The sequence below is a fragment of the Holdemania sp. 1001095H_141210_F2 genome, assembly GCF_015558105.1.
Classification (GTDB): Bacteria; Bacillota_I; Bacilli_A; order Erysipelotrichales; family Erysipelotrichaceae; genus Holdemania.
Map to the genome: position 1 here is coordinate 54,401 of NZ_JADNPO010000009.1, position 18,568 is coordinate 72,968.

At 51.8% G+C, this 18,568-nt stretch carries 21 protein-coding genes and 1 riboswitch; of the genes, 3 read left to right on the top strand and 18 right to left on the bottom strand.

Annotation, left to right across the window (positions count from 1 at the left end):
* Position 1: 1 nt before the first annotated feature.
* Positions 2-499 carry a 5-(carboxyamino)imidazole ribonucleotide mutase gene (gene purE, locus I2G61_RS07690; protein WP_006060424.1) on the bottom strand — a complete coding sequence of 166 codons (498 nt, stop codon included), beginning with the start codon at positions 497-499 and terminating at the stop codon, positions 2-4.
* A gap of 64 nt (positions 500-563) precedes the next feature.
* A riboswitch (purine riboswitch) is annotated at positions 564-665 on the bottom strand.
* Between the two features lie 23 nt (positions 666-688).
* Here purE and I2G61_RS07695 point away from each other — a divergent pair.
* Positions 689-892, top strand: coding sequence for a hypothetical protein (locus I2G61_RS07695; protein ID WP_139248538.1), 204 nt, complete (start codon positions 689-691; stop codon positions 890-892).
* A gap of 203 nt (positions 893-1,095) precedes the next feature.
* On the opposite strand, the gene I2G61_RS07700 is transcribed toward I2G61_RS07695, so the two are convergent.
* The 9 genes from I2G61_RS07700 to gmk all read right to left on the bottom strand — a co-directional run bounded on the left by I2G61_RS07700 (position 1,096) and on the right by gmk (position 8,001).
* Positions 1,096-1,593, bottom strand: a complete 498-nt coding sequence (locus I2G61_RS07700; protein WP_072683350.1) for a hypothetical protein — start codon at positions 1,591-1,593, stop codon at positions 1,096-1,098.
* 47 nt (positions 1,594-1,640) lie between these two features.
* Positions 1,641-2,654 carry an aspartate--ammonia ligase gene (gene asnA, locus I2G61_RS07705; RefSeq protein ID WP_072683351.1) on the bottom strand — a complete coding sequence of 338 codons (1,014 nt, stop codon included), beginning with the start codon at positions 2,652-2,654 and terminating at the stop codon, positions 1,641-1,643.
* 83 nt (positions 2,655-2,737) lie between these two features.
* Positions 2,738-3,253, bottom strand: a complete 516-nt coding sequence (gene loaP / locus I2G61_RS07710; protein WP_072683352.1) for an antiterminator LoaP — start codon at positions 3,251-3,253, stop codon at positions 2,738-2,740.
* A gap of 232 nt (positions 3,254-3,485) precedes the next feature.
* Positions 3,486-4,118, bottom strand: coding sequence for a lactate utilization protein (locus I2G61_RS07715; protein WP_072683353.1), 633 nt, complete (start codon positions 4,116-4,118; stop codon positions 3,486-3,488).
* Positions 4,119-4,120: 2 nt separating this feature from the next.
* Entirely contained in the window at positions 4,121-4,840 is a 720-nt protein-coding gene (locus I2G61_RS07720) for a tyrosine-protein phosphatase (protein ID WP_072683354.1), read from the bottom strand.
* A gap of 144 nt (positions 4,841-4,984) precedes the next feature.
* A complete protein-coding gene (locus tag I2G61_RS07725; RefSeq protein ID WP_072683355.1) occupies positions 4,985-5,707 on the bottom strand; it encodes a sugar isomerase domain-containing protein in 723 nt (240 codons plus the stop codon).
* A 24-nt stretch (positions 5,708-5,731) separates the two neighbouring features.
* Positions 5,732-6,481 carry a sugar isomerase domain-containing protein gene (locus I2G61_RS07730; RefSeq protein ID WP_083538415.1) on the bottom strand — a complete coding sequence of 250 codons (750 nt, stop codon included), beginning with the start codon at positions 6,479-6,481 and terminating at the stop codon, positions 5,732-5,734.
* Positions 6,482-6,492: 11 nt separating this feature from the next.
* Positions 6,493-7,236 carry a sugar isomerase domain-containing protein gene (locus I2G61_RS07735; protein WP_072683356.1) on the bottom strand — a complete coding sequence of 248 codons (744 nt, stop codon included), beginning with the start codon at positions 7,234-7,236 and terminating at the stop codon, positions 6,493-6,495.
* A 201-nt stretch (positions 7,237-7,437) separates the two neighbouring features.
* A complete protein-coding gene (gmk, locus tag I2G61_RS07740; RefSeq protein WP_195548103.1) occupies positions 7,438-8,001 on the bottom strand; it encodes a guanylate kinase in 564 nt (187 codons plus the stop codon).
* Positions 8,002-8,138: 137 nt separating this feature from the next.
* On the opposite strand from gmk, the gene I2G61_RS07745 reads away from it, so the two are divergent.
* The gene (locus I2G61_RS07745; RefSeq protein ID WP_195548104.1) at positions 8,139-9,794 is read left to right on the top strand and encodes an NFACT family protein; all 1,656 of its coding nucleotides are present in this window, start codon (positions 8,139-8,141) and stop codon (positions 9,792-9,794) included.
* Positions 9,791-10,090 (top strand): hypothetical protein, encoded by a 300-nt coding sequence (locus I2G61_RS07750; RefSeq protein WP_195548105.1) that lies wholly within the window; start codon positions 9,791-9,793, stop codon positions 10,088-10,090. Before I2G61_RS07745 ends, I2G61_RS07750 begins: the two co-directional genes overlap by 4 nt.
* A gap of 216 nt (positions 10,091-10,306) precedes the next feature.
* Here I2G61_RS07750 and I2G61_RS07755 read toward each other — a convergent pair whose 3' ends face one another.
* The 8 genes from I2G61_RS07755 to I2G61_RS07790 all read right to left on the bottom strand — a co-directional run bounded on the left by I2G61_RS07755 (position 10,307) and on the right by I2G61_RS07790 (position 18,436).
* Positions 10,307-11,986: an FAD-binding protein gene (locus I2G61_RS07755; protein ID WP_195548106.1), complete on the bottom strand. Its 1,680-nt coding sequence runs from the start codon at positions 11,984-11,986 to the stop codon at positions 10,307-10,309.
* Between the two features lie 93 nt (positions 11,987-12,079).
* A complete protein-coding gene (locus I2G61_RS07760; protein WP_195548107.1) occupies positions 12,080-12,964 on the bottom strand; it encodes a LysR family transcriptional regulator in 885 nt (294 codons plus the stop codon).
* 259 nt (positions 12,965-13,223) lie between these two features.
* Positions 13,224-13,904, bottom strand: a complete 681-nt coding sequence (locus I2G61_RS07765) for a YjjG family noncanonical pyrimidine nucleotidase (RefSeq protein WP_072683362.1) — start codon at positions 13,902-13,904, stop codon at positions 13,224-13,226.
* Positions 13,904-14,638 (bottom strand): pseudouridine synthase, encoded by a 735-nt coding sequence (locus I2G61_RS07770; RefSeq protein WP_072683363.1) that lies wholly within the window; start codon positions 14,636-14,638, stop codon positions 13,904-13,906. Before I2G61_RS07770 ends, I2G61_RS07765 begins: the two co-directional genes overlap by 1 nt.
* A gap of 67 nt (positions 14,639-14,705) precedes the next feature.
* On the bottom strand, positions 14,706-15,218 hold the full coding sequence (locus I2G61_RS07775) for a nucleoside recognition domain-containing protein (RefSeq protein WP_072683364.1): 513 nt from the start codon (positions 15,216-15,218) through the stop codon (positions 14,706-14,708).
* Positions 15,208-15,783 (bottom strand): nucleoside recognition domain-containing protein, encoded by a 576-nt coding sequence (locus I2G61_RS07780; RefSeq protein WP_072683365.1) that lies wholly within the window; start codon positions 15,781-15,783, stop codon positions 15,208-15,210. Before I2G61_RS07780 ends, I2G61_RS07775 begins: the two co-directional genes overlap by 11 nt.
* Positions 15,780-16,787 carry a D-alanyl-D-alanine carboxypeptidase family protein gene (locus tag I2G61_RS07785; RefSeq protein WP_072683366.1) on the bottom strand — a complete coding sequence of 336 codons (1,008 nt, stop codon included), beginning with the start codon at positions 16,785-16,787 and terminating at the stop codon, positions 15,780-15,782. Before I2G61_RS07785 ends, I2G61_RS07780 begins: the two co-directional genes overlap by 4 nt.
* Positions 16,788-17,506: 719 nt before the next feature.
* Positions 17,507-18,436 carry a DUF5131 family protein gene (locus I2G61_RS07790; RefSeq protein ID WP_195548108.1) on the bottom strand — a complete coding sequence of 310 codons (930 nt, stop codon included), beginning with the start codon at positions 18,434-18,436 and terminating at the stop codon, positions 17,507-17,509.
* Positions 18,437-18,568 lie beyond the last annotated feature (132 nt).

The window sequence follows — 18,568 nt, forward strand, 5'->3', positions numbered from 1 at the left end:
TCTAGAATTTCATATTTTCTAAGACGTTTTTCTTCATGTCCGCTTTGTGCGCTTCGATCTTCTTGTGCATTTCCGGATCAAACGCCCCCAGCATCGTCGCCGCCAGCACAGCCGCGTTTTTGCATCCGGCCTTGCCGATCGCAACAGTCGCTACTGGAACCCCGGCCGGCATCTGAACGATGGAAAGCAGGCTGTCCAGACCATCGAGCGTACTGGTCTTCATCGGGATGCCGATTACCGGCAGTGTTGAGCAGCCGGCGATCACACCCGCCAGGTGCGCCGCGCCTCCGGCAGCCGCGATGATCACCTTTAATCCGCGGTCATATGCCGTTTTTGCATATTCGATCGTTTCATCCGGTGTGCGGTGCGCACTCAGCACGATCTTTTCATACGGAATACCGAAGGATTCCAGTGTTTCACAGGTGAATGAAACGTTTCCCTCATAATCGCTCATTGAACCCATGACGATCCCAACTACTGCTTTTTCTTCCATTTTCATACTCCTCCTTGAATTTAGAAATAGAAAAAGACATCAGAGAACCTCCAATGTCTACAAAACAAAAACAAAAAAGTCTTCGTTTTGTAGTCTTGCCGTTTACGGCAGCAAGGTAGAAACTTGTGAGCCTTATTCCCACGATTATACAAAATCACCAAGACGTCAAAAAGAAAACACAGGTGCAAAACACCCATGCTTAATTTTGATTTTTATGAAAAGTATCCTCCATGGAAATGCTCATCGTTGTCATTGCTCACCAGTCACCTTTCACGCGGATATAATACCATAAACACGCAGGCAAAAAAAGGCTTTTTCTTCGGTTTTGTTGAGATTTTACCTAAAATTGAGGCAAGCTTCGGGGCGCTGCTGCCTCAGCGTCGGCAAAGCTGGCGTTGATCTTTCCCTTTTCCAGCGTCATCGAAAGAAACGTACTGTGGTTGGAGGCTACCGCGATGCTGCCGGCGGAGACGGCTTTGTCTGCCGCAGGGTAAGCTGTCTTATAATATTTCGCTGTCTTATAATATAAGGATGAAAATATCGAAGCCGGAAAGCTCAGACGACAGAGCCGCAATACCCACAGAAAAAAAGAAGCAAGAGCCTTAACGCTCCAGCTTCATCCGGCGGTATTTTTTGCCGATCGCCGCTTTTAAACGATTGGCGACCTCGTCCTTCTGTTCTTTCTTAAAGTCAAACGTCAGCTGTGTCAACGAGGTTTTGCCCTTCTTGTCCACTTCCTTGACCGTCATCACAACCTTGCATTTATTCTTGACTTCCTTCACATCATATTCAGTAATCGCGTCAAACGGCACCGCGCTGCCCATATACATGAAGCCGTCGCTGCCTAAGCCGTCGCTGATCAGCGCGAACATGATGATGACCACCGCCATTAAGACCGAGCGCAGCACCGTCATCGGACTGAAGTCCAGCGCCAGAAACGGCAGAAAGCAAAGTGAAGCGGCGATCAGGATCATAATCCGCGACGCCGTCCAGAAGCAGCAGTAAATCTGAATCGCTTTCTTCTGCCGCAGCAGAATCCGGATCAGCCAGACGCACGCACCGGCAAAAAACAGGAGTAAAATAAGATTAAAAATTTCCATAGGGTTCCTTCCTTGTGTTGTAATTGAATTGAATGGCCGCGGCTTTATTAAAGCAGCTCGATTCCGTTATCGTGGCACAGCTTGCGCATGATCGGCGGCCACAGCGAAGCCTGGACTTCGCCGATGTGCGCCTTATGCAAAAGAAGCATACAGATCCGGCTCTGACCGATGCCGCCGCCCATCGTTAACGGCAGATCCCCCGCCAATAACGCGCGGTGAAACGGCAGCACCGAGCGTTCGGGACAGCCGGCCTTGTTCAACTGATCGATCATGCTGGCCTCATCGACACGGATGCCCATGGATGAGATTTCCATCGCCCTATTCAAAACGGCGTCCCAGATCAGCAAGTCGCCGTTGAGCTGCCAGTCGTCATAGTCCGGCGCCCGCCCGTCATGCGGCTGACCATTGCTCAGCAGTCCGCCGATCTGTTCAATAAAGACCGTGCCGTATTCTTTCGTGACCGCGTCTTCCCGCTGCTTCGCCGTCAACGACGGATAGCGGTCCAACAGTTCCTGCGCGGTAATAAACTTGACTTTTTCTTCAATGATCGGCGTGATCTGCGGCACATTGGCGCACAGCACCTCGTCGGTTTCCTTTAAGCTGCGCACGATCAGGCGGACGGTTTCTTCCAGCTGCTCCAGCGTCCGCTGAGGCCGCAGGATGATTTTTTCCCAATCCCACTGATCGACGTAAATCGAATGCAGATTGTCCAGATCTTCGTCGCGGCGAATCGCGTTCATATCGGTATATAAGCCCTCGCCGGGACCAAAGTCATATTGTTTTAACGCCAGCCGTTTCCATTTCGCCAGCGAATGAACGATTTCCGCTTCCGTCTGCGTTTCCTTGACGTCAAAGTGGACCGGGCGCTCCACGCCGTTGAGGTTGTCGTTAAGACCGCTGGCGGCTTCAACAAACAGCGGGGCGCTGACGCGGATCAGGCGCAGGTTGTCCGCCAGCTTGCGTTCAAAGGTATCCTTGACAAGCTTGATCGCCATCTGGGTTTCTTTCTGGTTAAGCAGCGAGCGGTAATGCTCAGGCAGTATGCAGTGTTCGATCGACATGGTATCCCCCATTTCAAAACTGTCTTTTATTATACCAGCATCCTCGTCATAACAAAAGTAAAAGACAGGAATTTCTCCTGCCCTTAATCAATCTTTTGAACAATTTCCAGCGAAACGCTGACGCGCGTCGGCTGACCGCAAAGCTCCAGTTCCAGCACTGCTCTCCGCTTATGCCGGTCGATCTTCACGATCTGCGACTCGAAGCCTTGCAGCGGGCCTTCGGTAATGATGACCTGATTGCCCTGAATCAGACCGGTGGAGTGTTCCAGCTCCTTATTTTTGCCCAGCAGCCGCTCGAGATAGTCCTTCTCCTCGCTGCGCAGCGCCGGGGTTCCTTCTTTATCGAATTTCAGCAGCTTGACGATTCCCGTTTTCTGCATCCGCAGTTCTTTAATCTGTTCATCCATCGCCGCCTGTTCCAGCTCGCTTTCAATGAACAGATAGCCGGGGAACATAATCTTTTCGACGAGTTCGGAGATTCCCTGTTTTCTGAAGACGACCTTCATCTTCGGAATGAAGGCATGCAGTCCCTGGCTGAGAAAAAAATCGCGGATTTTTTCTTCCATGCCGCCGCGGACAAACAGTACATACCAGTTCATTCGATCTCCCCTTTCGACAAGAATCGTTTAAAGGATACAAAGTTCACCCGGAAATGTCAAGAAACAAACGGGATTGTTTCTACTTTCACATAGCGTTACTGAAAGGAAGTGACTTCGTTTCCACTTTTCAAGGGTCGATTCTCAGCCAGTCTGACAAACTTCTGTCGCCTTCTTTATGCGGATGGATTGTCATAAAAAAGCGGCCGAAATCGACCGCCTGAAAAATATTGAATTAGTAACCGAGATCTTCGTTGATCAACAAGACATGAATGCGTCCTGGAACATGACTGCGCTGCAGCGTAACCGCGGCGGAACAAATCCGGGTCGGTAATTGGCAATCGGCGCAATACCCGATCTTTGTGCACGGATTATCCTTATTTAAACGAACACAGTTGGCCGGAGCCGCAAGGGTCTTTACACGATCCTGAGCTGCCTGCAGATCCTTGACGATCTTGTTGGCGCCGGCGATGACCAACACGTGTTCCGGCCCATAAATCATGGCCGCAACGCGGTTTCCATTGCCGTCCACATTGTATAATTCACCTGTCATCGTAACGGCGTTGGTGCTGGTCAGAAAATAATCGCAGGACAGCGCCGCGTGATAAATCTCGTGCGGATGATCGCTGTGATAACGATCCAGATATTGTATGTCCTGATTGTTTTCCAGAAAATCAAGAATGCCGGTTTCAAATAACGTCATGGACCCGCCAACGCTGACCGATACCTGATCTTTCAGCAGCCCCTTCAAATATTCAAGGCATTCTTTTTGTGTCGGAAACAGATCGACTTGAAACTGATGGTCTTCGAGCTTTTTCTTCGCCTGCAGCATCTGCGTCCACCGCAGCGTTTGCGTATGCTTATCCATTTTCACTCCACCCTTTCCCGCAATGATTCTTTCAATACTTCTATTTTAGCATCACTGAGGCCGATCTGTCTTAAATATTTTTCAGCCGATCCATACGTTTTCCGCAAATGGTCCAATGTGCGGATCATGTTGGATTTCGGCGATCCCAAAACGGCGTCCGGATCCTTGATTCCCATCTTTTTCAGCATTGCCAGCTGATCCTTCAAATGTGGATTCAGATACAAAGCGGTTGCCGCGTAATCCTCAACGATCAGGTCTTCCTCTGCCCCGACCAAGTCCAGCAGCAGCATTGCCGTAACGCCTGTGCGGTCCTTGCCTGCCGTGCAATGGAACAGAATACACCCTGCGGTGTCCGCCATCGCTTCAAATACTCTTTTTATCGTATTCTGACTGTGATCCAGTAAGCCGATATAAACCTGACCCATATCGGAGGGAAAACCCGAGGCGCTCATCCCGGAATTCACCTGGTCCAACAGCGGAAAGCTCAGATGCTCTACGCCCAGCTTCGGATCCGGCGCTTGTTCCTGTTCAAACTCAGAGCGTAAATCAACGACTAACGATAATCCTTTTTCCTTTAAAACTTGCCGGTCTTCCAGCGTTAAACCGCATAAAGAATCGCTGCGAAGGAACCGATTTCTCTTTGTCTGTCCACCATCCTTAAGCGGATAGCCCCCTAACTCGCGGGTGTTGTGCGTTCCTTGCAGGATCGGTTTATTTACCATATTGCCATCCCTTTCTGTATCTAGGGAATATTGTAACGTAATTTTAGAAATAATGCTATGGCCTAGCCCTTCTGCAATTCCTTGATTCGTGATGAAAATCAGGTTGTTAAAAAAGGAACTCCGCGGAGTTCCTTAACTTATTGCTTAGAAATGTTTTACGCGGTCTTCGTACTTCGCGTAGATCGCATCGTTGTTGAAGCCATCGACGTTCTGGCTCTGGAAAACAGGCAGTTCGCAGCCTTCTGCCGCCAGGATCTTTAACGCTTCGTTTACGATCGTATCCAGAACGAAGATGCTGGAAATCGTGCTGCCCGGGCCCGTCGCTACGCCGCCGACATTCATCAGCGCGTCGCCGTCAGGTACGCAGTTGTCCAGAATGCAGTCAACACATTCAAACAGACGCTTGCCGCTTGGATGACGGCTGGTCGTGTTCTGCGACTGATGCAGGTTCGTCAGCGCGATCGTGTAGACGCCTTCCTTCTGGCAGCGCATGGCCATTTCAACCGGAACCGCGTTACGGCCAGAGTTGGAAATGATGATCATGATGTCGTTTTTGTCAATCTTGTACTGATCAAAAATAACATCCGCCAAACCGGAAACCTTTTCCATCGCACCGCTGCGGCGAGCGCCGAAGTTCGTCAGTGCATCCGGATCCAGAATCGCGTTGACATTGCCCAGTCCGCCGGCACGGCAGAACAGTTCGATGCCGATCATGTGCGAATGACCTGTACCAAAGACATGGATGATGTGATTGTTCTTGATGTTGTCGGCGAACTTGACAGCCAGCTCCTGGATTTTTTCCTTATTGGTATCATCCACTTTGTGCAGCAGTTCTTCGACCTTGTTCATGTATTCAAAATTGTACATATTTAGTACCTCCCTTTTCCTTTATTAAATACGGCCCACGTATTTCTGTCTTAATTCTGCGTTATGCCTGCGGTTTTCTTCGCTGTCTTCGCTCAGCAGCAGCGGCAGCTCCACGCCTCTCTCGCTTAACAGACGGCAGGTTTCCGTCGTAATCGACTGCGCGATAAACGCGCCGGTGATCGAAGAAATCGAACAGATCTTTTCGATCTTGCCTGTTTCAATCAACGCGTCGCCCTGCGGCCCGCAGTTGTCGATGACCACGTCGCCCATCTCATAAAGCTTCTTGCCGCTTGGATGACGGCTGGCTTCCGCACTGGTATGCTGCCAGCTGGTCGCAACGATGACCTTATGGCCTTCCTGCTTTGCCTTGATCGCAAAGTCGATGACAACGCCGTTAATCCCGGAGTTGGATATAATGATAAAGCTGTCCTGCGGGCGGATGTCGTATAAATCATACAGCCGGTCCGCAATATCCGCACGACGTTCAAAAATGTTGTCCGGATCCTTAAATTCCGCTAACGAAACCTTGCCATGCAGAACGAAATCGCTGGTCACAATCGTATGAAACGGCACTAACGAACCCGGCCGGCCGGCCAGCTCCATCCCGAAGCCCACGGAATGACCAGAACCAAAGACATGCACAACGCCGCCCTGGGCGATCGTTTCAGCGCAAACCTCGGAAGCCTTGCGGATGTTGTCCATTTCCTTGCCTTCCAGAACATCGACAACCTTCAGCATTTCTTCATAGAATAAATCCATATTAATTTCTCTCATGAGCGCACCTCCTAGGAATTCCAGCGTCCCAGATATACGTCTGAGATTTCGCGGTTATGGACATCGGCACCCTTGACATTGGCGCTCAGCAGAACCGGGCAGTCATGGCCCAGTCCGGTCAGATAACGATACGTTTCAGCACACAGCATCTGCGCGATCACGTTGCCGGTGACCGTCGAGACCTGGTTGATCTTCTGACCGTTTTCCAGCGTGACCACCATATCCGGGCTCGGCGCACAATTATCCAGAATCAAATCGGCATAATCAGTCAGTTTTTTGCCGGACGGATGACGTGAAACCGAAGTCTCCGCTTCCGCCTTGGAGGTCACAACAATCAGCTTGCGGCCTTTTTCTTTTACTTTCTTTGCGAATTCGACGATGACGCCGTTGTTGGCCGGATTGGAAATCAGGATGAACATGTCATGATCGTCAATGTTGTACATGTTCCACAATTTATCCGCTAAATCCGTGCGGTCGTTGAAATCAGGCTGGTTCGCTTCTTCTGGGGAAACGACGCCGCGCAGCAGCAAATCCTCCATTTTGATCTGGTGGAACGGCATCAACCCGCCGGCACGATACCCCAGTTCCATGGAAAACGCCAGTCCATGTCCCAATCCGAACAACTGGACAAGACCGTTTTCCAGCATGCAGTCGCCCATCATTTTCGCCGCTTCGTAAACCGCTTCTCTCTGAGTGTTTTTAACCTCTTGAAGAGCGTGCTTGGCGGCTGAGAAAAACTCTTTTGCTTCAGCCATACTGAAACCTCCCTTTCACGCAGAATCACTCCCGCGAATGACCCTTTACGCTGACTTTATGATAGCTATTTTCGCTTTCAGTGTCAACCGCTTTCACGATGTTTTTGAATAATTTAATCAAATTGTCAGATTGCTTAAAGAATAAATAATTTGCATGCGCCGGCGATCAAAATAAAAGAAGAACCGTGTCTTTCGGTTCCTCTATTCCATGTGTCGTTTTATGATTAAAGAAATGATCGACGCCGCCAGCTTCGGGTCTTCGTTGCAGACGATGAACTTGTACTGATCGACCAGCTCCATCTCCCGGCTCGCCTTGCTCAAGCGCTGCTGCACGATCTCCTCCGGCTCGGTTCCCCGCCCGCGGATCCGCTTTTCCAGCTCTTCCATGCTCGGCGGGATAATGAAAATCGTCAGCGCGTCCGGACATTTCTCCATGACCTGCTGGCAGCCCTGCACCTCGATTTCCAGCAGCACATTCTTCCCCTCAGCGCGCAGCTTTTCGACGTTTTTCAGCGGCGTGCCATAATAATTCCCGACAAACTCCGCATATTCCAGCAGCTCGCCCTCGCGGATCGCCTGTTCAAAGGCCGGCCGGTCGACAAAGTTATAATTTACGCCTTCGACTTCCCCCGGACGCATTTTGCGGGTCGTCATGGAAACCGAATACGCCAGGTTTAATTCCGGATCATTCACGAACTCCTTCAGAATCGTCCCCTTCCCGACTCCGCTCGGTCCGCTCAGCACGATCAGCAACCCCTTTTTCATGCTTCCTTCCTCCTTTTGTCCTGGTTTAATAATACAAAGCTTCCCCAGGATTGTCAACGAATTCCACGGCCGGTCCGGTTTGGGATTTTATCAGAATCATGGTATAATAGGAACACATTTTGGAAAGGTTGATCACCATGACTTTAGACGGACTCCTGCTGCACGCGCTGTGCCGGCAGTTTCAGGAAATACTTCCCTGCAAAATCAATAAAATCCATCAGATCTCCAATACGGAGCTGTTGTTTCACCTGCGCACCCAGCGCGAGAAAAAGAATTTACTGATTTCCTGTCATTCGCAATACAACCGCATCAATCTCACCGACCGCACCTATCCGACCCCGGAGGAGCCGTCGCATTTCGTCATGCTTCTGCGCAAGCATCTGGAGGGCGGCTTAATTCTCTCTGTCCAACAGGGCGGGCTGGATCGCTGGCTTGTGATGGAGGTTTCGCTGCGTAATGAAATCGGCGATAAGGTCTTCCGCAAGCTCTACGTTGAATTGATGGGCAAATATGCCAACGTCATCCTCGTCGATGAAAACAACCGGATTCTCGATGCGCTCAAGCGGATTCCGCCGTTTGAAAACACCAAGCGCACGATTCAGCCGGGCGCGCAGTTCACACTGCCGGAACAGCCGGTGAAACAGGATCCATTTACAGCGCAAACCGTCGATCCGCAACAGCCGCTGCACCAGCAGTTTGACGGCTTCTCTCCGCTGCTTGGGCGGGAGGTCGAAACGCGGATGCGCCGGGGCGAAACCTTCCCGGCGATCATGAAGCAGATCGAAAGCAGCGATTCGCTGTTCATCACCAACACGCCCAAGGAAACGCAGTTTCATCTGATTCCGCTGACCCAGTATGAACAGCCGGCCAAGGCATACCCGCTGATGGAAGGCATGGACGTCCTGTATTATCATAAAGAGGAAAAAGACCGCATCCGGCAGATGACCGGCGATCTGTTCAAGTTTGTCCGCAAGCAGCTGAAGCATTACCGCCAGAAGCTGCCGAAGCTGCTCGATGCGATGCAGGAAGCGCTGGATTGTGAAAAGTGGCGGGAATACGGCGATCTGTTATATGCGTATGGGCAAAATATTCCCAAAGGCACGCCGTCGGCAACCTTGACCACCTTCGATCAGAGCGGGCAGGTCAAAATCGATCTGGACGTCCGCTTCGACGGACGCGGCAATGCGAAAAAGTGTTTTCAGAAATACAACAAAGGAAAAAAGGGTCAGGAGCATTTATTGGAACAGATCGACCTGTGCGAGAAAGAGATCGAGTATTTCGAGGGTCTTGAGCAGCAGCTGGAACTGGCCAACTTTGAAGATGCCCGCGAAATCCGCGAGGAGCTGGCGGCGTTAGGCTACATGAAGCCAATCCAGTCGAAAATCCGCCGCAACCGAAAAAAGGCGAAGGCCCTGCCGGCGATCACGGCGATCCCTCTGGCAAATGGCGTCACGTTATATTTCGGCAAGAATAACCTTCAGAACGAGGCGCTGACGTTCAAGCTGGCGCGCAAAAACGACCTGTGGTTCCATGCCAAGGATTTCCATGGCTCGCATGTCGTGCTGGATTGCGAACAGCCTGACGAGGAAACGCTGCGGCTGGCCGCGATGGTGGCAGCCTATTACTCCAAAGGCCGCTATTCCAGCAGCGTCCCGGTCAACTATTGCCCGATCCGCAATCTCAAGCGGGTCCCCGGCGCAAAACCGGGCTTCGTCTCGCTGACCAGTTACAAAACGATCTATATTGATCCGGAAGAAGCCGTGATCGAAGATCTATTGAAAGAAAACGCATGAAAACGACGCGCTACTGCTTAACCCTGCCCTATCTGGAGGTCGTTAAGAAATTGAAATATGAGCTGCGCTGGGGCTGCATCCGCGGCACGCTGTTAAGTCAGGCTGAGGTCAGTCCTCAGGTGACGGTGCTGCTTTTACAGGTTGAAAATCAACTGGAAAACACCATGCTGATCATTGATCATCTGCGTACTGAAACGCAGCTGCGGATCATCGAGCCAAAGGATCAGGGATGGGATCAGATTTTGGGCAAGCTGTTTCTGTCCTTCCGGCTTCCGCCTAAAAAGGACATTCTGTAACTTGACTGCGACACGCATTGTCTGGCCGGGGATCTCGCTGATTAAAAAGAAGACTTCTCAGAGGTTTCACTCTGCCAAAGTCTTCTTTTTTTATTCTGGTTTTTCAATTTGTCTTTTAAACGTTCAGATCTCTTTTCCTTCGTTTCAGGATCAAACGTCTTCCTGCTTCCCGTTTTTCCAGATCATCAGCGCTTCTTTTCGCCAAACTGGTATCAATTATTTTCCCGCCAAATGCTTTGCCGCAACATAGGCCATGACGCAGCCCTGCGAAATGCAGGCTCCCCCTGCCCAATAACCGGCAACACCGGTGGAACAGGTGCCCGCGGCATATAAGCCTTCAATCACGTTGTTGTCCTGATCCAGCACCTGCGCGTTGCCGTCGGTCAACAAACCACCGCGCGTTCCGCAGGTTCCCGGCACATACCGGCAGCAATAGAACGGCGCCTTTTCAATTTTCCCCAAGGTTGCCGTCAGCGTCGTAAACTGAGAGAAATCGGCCTCCGGCAGCGCTACATAAGTATTCGACTGCAGCGTCCGCAGTGCGTTTTCACTTTCGCCGCGGTGCCATTGCGGATCAACCCCGGCGTCCACATACCCGTTAAACGCTTCGACTTGCTTTAACAACCCTTCTTTGTCGATGCCCATACCTTCAGCCAGAGCTTCCAGAGTGTCATAGCGGGTGATGTAGTCCGGCAGCGCGTCGATCGTTGCCCCGCCCGGCAGTTTAAACTGCGACGTATAATCCGCATCGCAAATGAAGTATCCCGGAATATTCGCATACTTCAGCGTTCCTGTGTCGTAGGCGCTGAAGGCCCGGCTGAACACATCATATTCGCGGCTTTCATCCGCAAAACGTTCGCCTCTGGCATTGACACAGATGGCATGCGGAAATTTCAGATAACACGCCCAATCCGCCAACGCGGAAGTCGCCATAATTCCGTAGTTGCGGTCGTCGCCTTCGTTCCACACCGGGTTGTCGTAAACAAACGGCACGCCCAGATAACGGTCCATCAGCGCCAGCTGTGCGCCTAATCGAGCGCCCATCTTCTGACCGTCGCCGGTGTTGTTAGGACTGGAACAGGAACGATACAACGGGAAGGACAGATGATTCCGGCGCATCGCTTCATTGTAGTCAAATCCGCCGGTGCCTAAAATCACACCCTTGTTCGCTTTGATCCGCAGCGTTTTTTCGCCCTGCCGCGCCACCAGACCGATGACTTTGTGGTTCTCATCGGCGATCAGCTCCTCTGCCGCAGTGCCCATCATCAGCTGAATTTGATCATGCGTTTCAACATATTCCCGATATTGCTTCCATTGCGCGCCGGCCATCATCATCTGGTTATCCGCGTCCAACGGAAATGCCGAACCGCGTCCGACGACGATGCTGTCAGGGTAGCGGTCATAATAATCATTATGCGCGCCGGAATGGATAAACCGCGACCACCCCAGTGTCTGTTTTGTCCAGTCGCAATATTCCTGAGCATGATCAACAAACGATTCCATTACCGCCTGGCTCATCCGATCCTCGCCGACGGCCTGCATGTAGGACAGACATTTCTCCCGGCTGTCGCCGTTGTTTTCTTCCTTAAAATCATTCAGGAATCCCGGCAGCGCATAACCGCCCCCGGAGGTAGTCGAAGTGCCGCCGAAGATATTTTCATCCTTCTCCAATACGGTAATCGACGCAATCCCCATTTCACAAGCCGCAATCGCGGCGGTAATCACCGTGCCCGTTCCGACAACAATGATGTCCGTTTCCTGATCCCAGCTCAGTTTTTGATTCTGAGGGGCAGCGGCGGGCGTCGTGCCGCAGCCGCTGATGAGCGATAAGCCAGCTAGTCCGACGGCACCGGCCGCAGCGCCTTTGATGAACTCTCTGCGTGAATATTCTTTCATTTCTTTCTCTCCTTTTTGATAATATTTTATCAAGTTCGCAAAAAAAGAAACAGAAGCAAAAACAACCAGTGTCTGTCATCCGAATTTATCAGTTCATAAATTTTGTTTCAGGTATCGGATCAGTTCCCGGGCTACCTCGTCATATTGGCGTTTCCGCATCGTCGCGGAGGACGTCCGCAGAAAATAAGGGAAGGTAAAACCATCGGAAAAAGGAATCAGGCGGATATCCCGCATCTGATTGATCAGCGTATTCAGCCCATGGCAGGCCATAACCCCGCGGTTAATCGCCAACAGCGAATACAGGTAGAGCGGATCTTCCGAGCAGATCTGGCGCTGCTCAGGCTCAAACGGCATCCATTTCTGACCGGTATATTCCAGCGTCCCATAGCCCAGCGTCGTCGTCAGAATCGTCTGGGTGTGAAAATCCTGCGCGGTAACGACGGTCTTCTGCGCTAAAGGATTGGCTTTATGCACGGCAAGCATCAGCGGATATTCCGCGACTTGTTCGCTGGTAAAGTTCAGATTGGCCTCGCTGGGCATGGTTGTCAGACAGAAATGCAGCTCGCCCTGTTTGAGCATCGCGTTGCTTTGCTTTCCGCTCAGAAACAAAATCTCTGCCTGAACTTCGGGATGTTCCTGAATCCAGTTTTCAAAAATGGCGACTTCCCGCTGATCCGCCCAGCTGACGATCCCCAGTTTGATCGGCAGCCGGTACTGACTGGAAAACTCCCTCATTTCCTTTTCAATTTGGTTGAATTCATCAAACTGACGGGCGATCCGATCGTAAAAAAGCCGTCCCTCATTCGTCAATTCGACACCGTTCTTTCCCCTTTCTAAAAGACTGAAGCCCAGTTCGTTTTCCAGCTGCGTCAGCGCAGCGCTGATCGTCTGCCGGGTGATGAACAAGGCTTGCGACGCCTTGACGATACTGCCGTATTCAACGGCGCTGACAAAATATTTCAACTGCTGGATTTCCATGTTTCCGCCCTCCATCTGTCATTTTTTTTAACATTATGTGCAAAATCATCAGACACATCCAACCAGCTGATGATTTCCCCGATCCTTAAGACTGATTTTCTTTCCCCTTGCGATTCAAATTTAATCCTTAAAAAAACTTTACCCAATTTCGCGACAAGGGTCAAGTCCGGATTCAGAAAGTCCTGTTTTCCGCACAAAAAAACGAACTTCTGCCGGCTTGAGCCAGACACAAAGTCCGTTGTTAACTCTCTTTTTATCGTTATAAGATTTCCAACAGCTGATCCAGCGCGTCGATCTGCCAGGTTGGCTGTTGCTTTAACGTCAGCGGCAGATGCTTCGGATTGAACCAACAAGTATCCAATCCCGCCGCCTGACCGCCGGCGATATCCGAGCTTAGCGAGTCGCCGATCACCAGAATCTGCCGCGGATCTTTTTCCGCGATGGTTCGCAGCACCGGCGCAAAGAATTCCGCCTGCGGCTTCTGCACACCTAGCTCATCCGAAATGAACAGATGTGTAAAATACTTCGCCATGTCCGCGCCCGCTAACCGCTGCCGCTGGGTCGGACCGTCGCCGTTAGTGATGACGTCCATTTCCACTTTTCCCTGCAGTGCTTCCATGATTTCACGCGCGCCCGCAAGCAGATCGTAGCCCTGCATCAGCAGTTTGCGGTAAGCCCGGGAAGCCGCCAGACCGTCGGCGGCAACGCCCAGTTCGTCAAACGTCCGCTGAAAGCGGGTATCCTCGATCACCTGCTTGCCGATCAGCCCCTGCTCGTAATCCGACCACAGCTGATGATTAATCCGCAGATAACACGCCACATTTTCCTCGCTGGCGTCTACGCCGAATTCCTCCAGGATCCGCCGCAGCGACCGCTCCTGATTTTTTTCAAAATCATACAGCGTGCCGTCCAGATCCCACAACAATGTACTGTACCGCATTATTTCAGCCGGCCCTCGTTCGCCAGCCGGCGCAGCTGCTTAACCTCAAACGGTTTCATCAGCCGATATTCGCCAGGATTCAAGCCGCGGACCGTGATCGGGCCCAACGAGCGCCGATGCAGCCGGCGCACCTCGTAGCCAAAGACTTCCAGCATCCGCTTGATCTGACGGTTGCGGCCTTCCTGAATCGTCAATTCAAACATCGTCTGTTCATGTGCGAAATCCTTGTTCGTCACCCACAGCTTCGCCGGCAGCGTCTTGATTCCATCATCCAGCACGACGCCCTGTTCCAGCTGTTTGATTTCTTCCGTTTTCAAAATCCCGTTGATCGTCACCTCGTATACCTTGGCGATGTGATAGCGGGGATGAATAATTTCATTCGCGAATTCTCCGTCGTTCGTCATGATCAGTACGCCGGTCGTGTCGTAGTCCAGCCGGCCGACCGGAAACACCCGCTGCGGCACATCCGTCATCAAATCCACAACCGTCCGCCGGTCATGCTCGTCATTGAGCGTACACAGCACCTTCTTCGGCTTGTTCATGACATAATAGACTTTATCTTCACGCGCGATGGCTTTGCCGTCAACTTCGATCAAAGCCCCTTTGCGCGGTTTTACACCCAGCTCCGTTACGACCTGTCCGTCGACCTTGACGCGTCCCTGCAGAATCCATTCTTCTGCCTTGCGCCGGGAGGTCAGACCGCTGGCCGCAATAATTTTTTGTAATCGATCCATCGTTTATCTCCATCCTTTGCCTTCTTATTTTACCAGACAAGACCGGGAAAGAACAGAGAAATCGGCGTTAAACAAGGAATTGCAGCGTCAGCCAGATACCTACACCAATGCCGATCACATCCGCAAACAAACCGATTGGCAGCGAATTTTTGATTTTCTTCACCCCCACCGAGGAGAAATAGAGCGTAATGACATAGAGCGTCGTATCCGTCGAGCCCTGAATGACGCTTGCCATTTTGCCGGCCAGCGAGTCCGGTCCCAGCGTTTTCAAGATATCAACGAGAATTGCCAGCGACGCGCTGCCGGAGATCGGACGGAAGAAGGCCAGCGCGAAGATATCCGAAGGAATCGCGGGAAACACGTTGCCCAGCTGTCGGGCCATCACGGTAAACAGCCCGCTTTCCCGCAGCAGCGACACCGCAAACATCATCGCCAGCAAGCTCGGAAACAGCGTGACAAACAACGACAGTCCCTCTTTTGCGCCACTGACAAACGCATCATAGGCGTTGAACTTCCGCAGCAGGGCGAACGCGAAGATCAAAAGGATTAAGATCGGCAGAATATACAGGCTACTTTCCACGGTAATTCACCCACCGATCCAGCGCCAGGCCGCCGATCGACGCACAGCTGGTCGCAATGATCGCCAGCGGCATGAAATCGGTCGGATTCAGCGCGCCGAACTGCGCGCGCAGCGAAACGATCGTCGTTGACAAGATGGTCACGCCGGCGGTGTTCAGCACTAAAAACGTGACCATCGCACGGCTGGCGGTTTTCTTATCCGGATTGTGCCGCTGCATGCACTCCATCGCCTTAAGGCCGCTGGGCGTTGCGGCCGAGCCCAGTCCGAATACATTAATTGTAATGTTGGCGGCAATGTAGCCCAGCGCTTCCGGATCGTCGCGCAGATCCGGAAACAGAAACCGCAGCAACGGAGACAACAGCTTTTGCAGCATATTCAGCAGACCGACCTCCCGTGCGATATTGAGAATTCCGCTCCAGAAACAGGTCGCCGCCACCAACGGCAGCGCCAGCTCGAGCGTCTCGCGGCCGACGTTGACGATTACCTGATTCACAGAACTGACTGATCCGGTCAACAGACCATACGTCAGTGAAGCCAGAATCAACAGGATCCAGATCAGATTCATACGCACCACCTCCAGAAACAGAACTTCCGCGGCGGCTTAACGGCCGGGAGTGTCTTGACCACCGTGTGCGAAGGATCGGTCCAGCACAGCGTCAGCTCATTTTTACTTTTATCGAGCGTCATTGTGTACTGTCCCTGTCCCGCTTCTTCCTTTTTAACGACGACTTCAAACGGCTGGTCCAGCTGAGCGATATAGCCTTCCTGTTCGATCGAACCGGCCGGCTGCAGCGTGATCAGCTCGCACATTTCCATCGCTTTCCGATACTTTTGTTCGTGAAACGTCCAGCGGTCCGGCACGGCCAGCGTCACGACGATGTATTCCAGCTCGCCGTTCTGCGCTGCGGTGACCAGCGTTTCCCCGGCCTTGTTGGTGAAACCGGTCTTGCCGCCGGTACAGAATTCAAAATTACTCAGCAGCTTGTTGGAATTTTTCCAGCGTGAGCCCCATTCGCTTGTGTAAAACTGCGTCGCAACGATCTCCCGAAACTGCGGCAGCGTCATCGCGTACTGCATCAAAAGCGCCATATCATACGCCGTGGAATAATTGCCTTCCTCCTCAACGTCCATGCCGTTGGGGTTATGGAATTCTGTATCCTTCATCCCCAGCGCCGCCGCTTTTTCATTCATCATCTGAATGAATTTTTCAACCGATCCGCCCCCGACCCGGTGGGCGATCGCAACCGCCGCATCGTTGCCGCTCTTTAACATCATGCCGTAAAGCAGCGAACGCATCGAAACCTGCTGCCCTTTCTGAATCCAGATCATACTGCCTGTCACATTCGTCACTTCGTCGCCGATAATCCACTGGTCGATGTAATCCCCGTTTTCCAGCGCGACCACCGCGGTCATGATTTTTGAGATCGAGGCGATCGAGCGAACTTCGTGTTCATTTTCAGCTTCCAGAACATTGCCGTCGTTGCCGCTGATCACAATATACGAACCATCCGCGTGCAGCGGCGTCCAGAACAACGTCAGCGTCAGAAAAAATACCGCAATCTTTTTCATACAGCGCCTCCTGTTTGACAGTGTATGTTCCAGCCCGCCGATCAAGAATCAGGTCTTTTTCACAGGGTTAACAGTATTCGATTGCCATTCTTTTTCAAAATCCGGACTGAATTTGCTAAACGTTTGCGCCAAAGCCATTCCGGCAGGATTTGCGAACGGATTCTCCTCGCTGGTTTCCCGGATCAAAAAAACGCTGTTCAGGCAGTTTCTTTTTGATGCCGCCGCGCTTTTCCTGTCCGTGGTCTTAATAAAAAAAAGATTCGTTTTTCAGTTAAACTCGTCGGATTGTTCCAAATTCATTGCCAGCGCCTCACACCAGTTTGGCCACCCGCGGCGCTTCCAGACGGTCAAAGCCAGGTGAATATGGCTTGAGGGCCAGGATCGGCATGCCTCATGGGCGTCGATATACGTGCGCCACACGATGCCTTCCTTTCGTGTGATCTCACGATAAACCCTGACACGCTGTGAGAGTCAAGTGAAAAATAAAATTCCTCCTGTTCGTGAAGCAGGAGGAACTTCAATTTCATTGCGGACCGGGATCTGAATCTCAGTCAGATATCGCTGCGAATCCGTTTCATTCCAAAGTCCACAATGTATGATTTGCCGATCGGGGCCGTTGAGATGCTTTCCGTTTTCTTCCAGCCCCCTGACAACCAGCAGCGAAGCTTGCGGCTCAAGATCGGCTTCAGTTTGGAAAATTCGCCGATTTTTAACGTCGTTCAGTCCTTCTTTCCGGTAATCCGATCAAGCTGCAATGGGTGTCCTGACGTCGTCTGCTTTTTCTCACAGCGCCCGCAGTGGGTGCAGCCGTTGCAGGTCAGCTGTCCGCCGCAGCGCTGGCAATGGGATCCAAAATAAGGCTGATATAACCGTTCCGGCGGAATTGGGCCATATTCGTCTTCCAAATGAAAGACCTGCGGACGGCCGCGGAAGCTGAGTCCGGATTTCCATGCCATTTCACTTTGCAGACGCTTGGACGGCATGCGGTACGTTTTCCCGTCTTTGACAAAAACCGAGCCGGTTTCGATGAAATTAAAAGTCACCCCGGCCCGGCGGCATTGCGCCCCCAGAGCTTGAACCCAGCGATAATCGCAAGGCCGCGCGCCATCGTAATTTTCCCCGCCGCAGATCACCTGTTCGATCTGGCCGCTGGCGAGCCATGGCGACAAGTCGACAGGACCGATCAAGGGTGCGCACATCACCCCTTTATGTTGAAACGGCAGCTTCAATAACCAGTCCATCCGCGATTCCGCCCGTTTCTGATTCTCCACAGTCACATTAAAAAAGATGTTTTCCCAACCCGTTCCCCAATCCGCCGGAAGACACGCCGCCACACGCTCAGGACGTTTTGTCAGCAGGAAAAAGATAACGTCCGAACGTTTTTTCATGATCTGCCAGGCTTCCTTTCGCCAGAGGTCAGCCTCAGCCAGGAAAAAATCAGAGTTCATGCATACGCGCACCCGCTCGCCGCTTAGAATCTTATAATATCCGCGCCGGTCTTTCTTTACCGGCATGTCGAAGCCACTTGCAACCCGCCGGATCTGGGCTCCGTCCTGCCCCCGCTGGCGGTCGAGAAAATACATATAACAATGCTCGCAGCCCTCGCTGATCTTCGTGCAGCCATGCCATGGATTCCAGATATCATGCATCGGGATCGCCACCCTTCTTTTTCCTGTTTTCTTCATTGTAGCGAAACATTGAATTATTTTCAAGTTTTTTAGAATGATTCCTGAGGAAACGGACCACAGAAAAAGAAAAGAATCCTGCGCTCTGTCAGAATT

Bases quoted from the DNA above. Each gene is read 5' to 3' on its own strand.
- I2G61_RS07755 (WP_195548106.1), bottom strand. From the start codon at position 11,986: ATGAAAGAATATTCACGCAGAGAGTTCATCAAAGGCGCTGCGGCCGGT.
- I2G61_RS07730 (WP_083538415.1), bottom strand. From the start codon at position 6,481: ATGAGAGAAATTAATATGGATTTATTCTATGAAGAAATGCTGAAGGTT.
- I2G61_RS07700 (WP_072683350.1), bottom strand. From the start codon at position 1,593: ATGGAAATTTTTAATCTTATTTTACTCCTGTTTTTTGCCGGTGCGTGC.
- I2G61_RS07790 (WP_195548108.1), bottom strand. From the start codon at position 18,436: ATGCATGATATCTGGAATCCATGGCATGGCTGCACGAAGATCAGCGAG.
- I2G61_RS07715 (WP_072683353.1), bottom strand. From the start codon at position 4,118: ATGGATAAGCATACGCAAACGCTGCGGTGGACGCAGATGCTGCAGGCG.
- I2G61_RS07725 (WP_072683355.1), bottom strand. From the start codon at position 5,707: ATGTACAATTTTGAATACATGAACAAGGTCGAAGAACTGCTGCACAAA.
- loaP (WP_072683352.1), bottom strand. From the start codon at position 3,253: ATGAACTGGTATGTACTGTTTGTCCGCGGCGGCATGGAAGAAAAAATC.
- I2G61_RS07720 (WP_072683354.1), bottom strand. From the start codon at position 4,840: ATGGTAAATAAACCGATCCTGCAAGGAACGCACAACACCCGCGAGTTA.
- purE (WP_006060424.1), bottom strand. From the start codon at position 499: ATGAAAATGGAAGAAAAAGCAGTAGTTGGGATCGTCATGGGTTCAATG.
- I2G61_RS07695 (WP_139248538.1), top strand. From the start codon at position 689: ATGCTTAATTTTGATTTTTATGAAAAGTATCCTCCATGGAAATGCTCA.
- gmk (WP_195548103.1), bottom strand. From the start codon at position 8,001: ATGAAAAAGGGGTTGCTGATCGTGCTGAGCGGACCGAGCGGAGTCGGG.
- I2G61_RS07785 (WP_072683366.1), bottom strand. From the start codon at position 16,787: ATGAAAAAGATTGCGGTATTTTTTCTGACGCTGACGTTGTTCTGGACG.
- I2G61_RS07745 (WP_195548104.1), top strand. From the start codon at position 8,139: ATGACTTTAGACGGACTCCTGCTGCACGCGCTGTGCCGGCAGTTTCAG.
- I2G61_RS07770 (WP_072683363.1), bottom strand. From the start codon at position 14,638: ATGGATCGATTACAAAAAATTATTGCGGCCAGCGGTCTGACCTCCCGG.
- I2G61_RS07735 (WP_072683356.1), bottom strand. From the start codon at position 7,236: ATGGCTGAAGCAAAAGAGTTTTTCTCAGCCGCCAAGCACGCTCTTCAA.
- I2G61_RS07765 (WP_072683362.1), bottom strand. From the start codon at position 13,904: ATGCGGTACAGTACATTGTTGTGGGATCTGGACGGCACGCTGTATGAT.
- I2G61_RS07780 (WP_072683365.1), bottom strand. From the start codon at position 15,783: ATGAATCTGATCTGGATCCTGTTGATTCTGGCTTCACTGACGTATGGT.
- asnA (WP_072683351.1), bottom strand. From the start codon at position 2,654: ATGTCGATCGAACACTGCATACTGCCTGAGCATTACCGCTCGCTGCTT.
- I2G61_RS07760 (WP_195548107.1), bottom strand. From the start codon at position 12,964: ATGGAAATCCAGCAGTTGAAATATTTTGTCAGCGCCGTTGAATACGGC.
- I2G61_RS07750 (WP_195548105.1), top strand. From the start codon at position 9,791: ATGAAAACGACGCGCTACTGCTTAACCCTGCCCTATCTGGAGGTCGTT.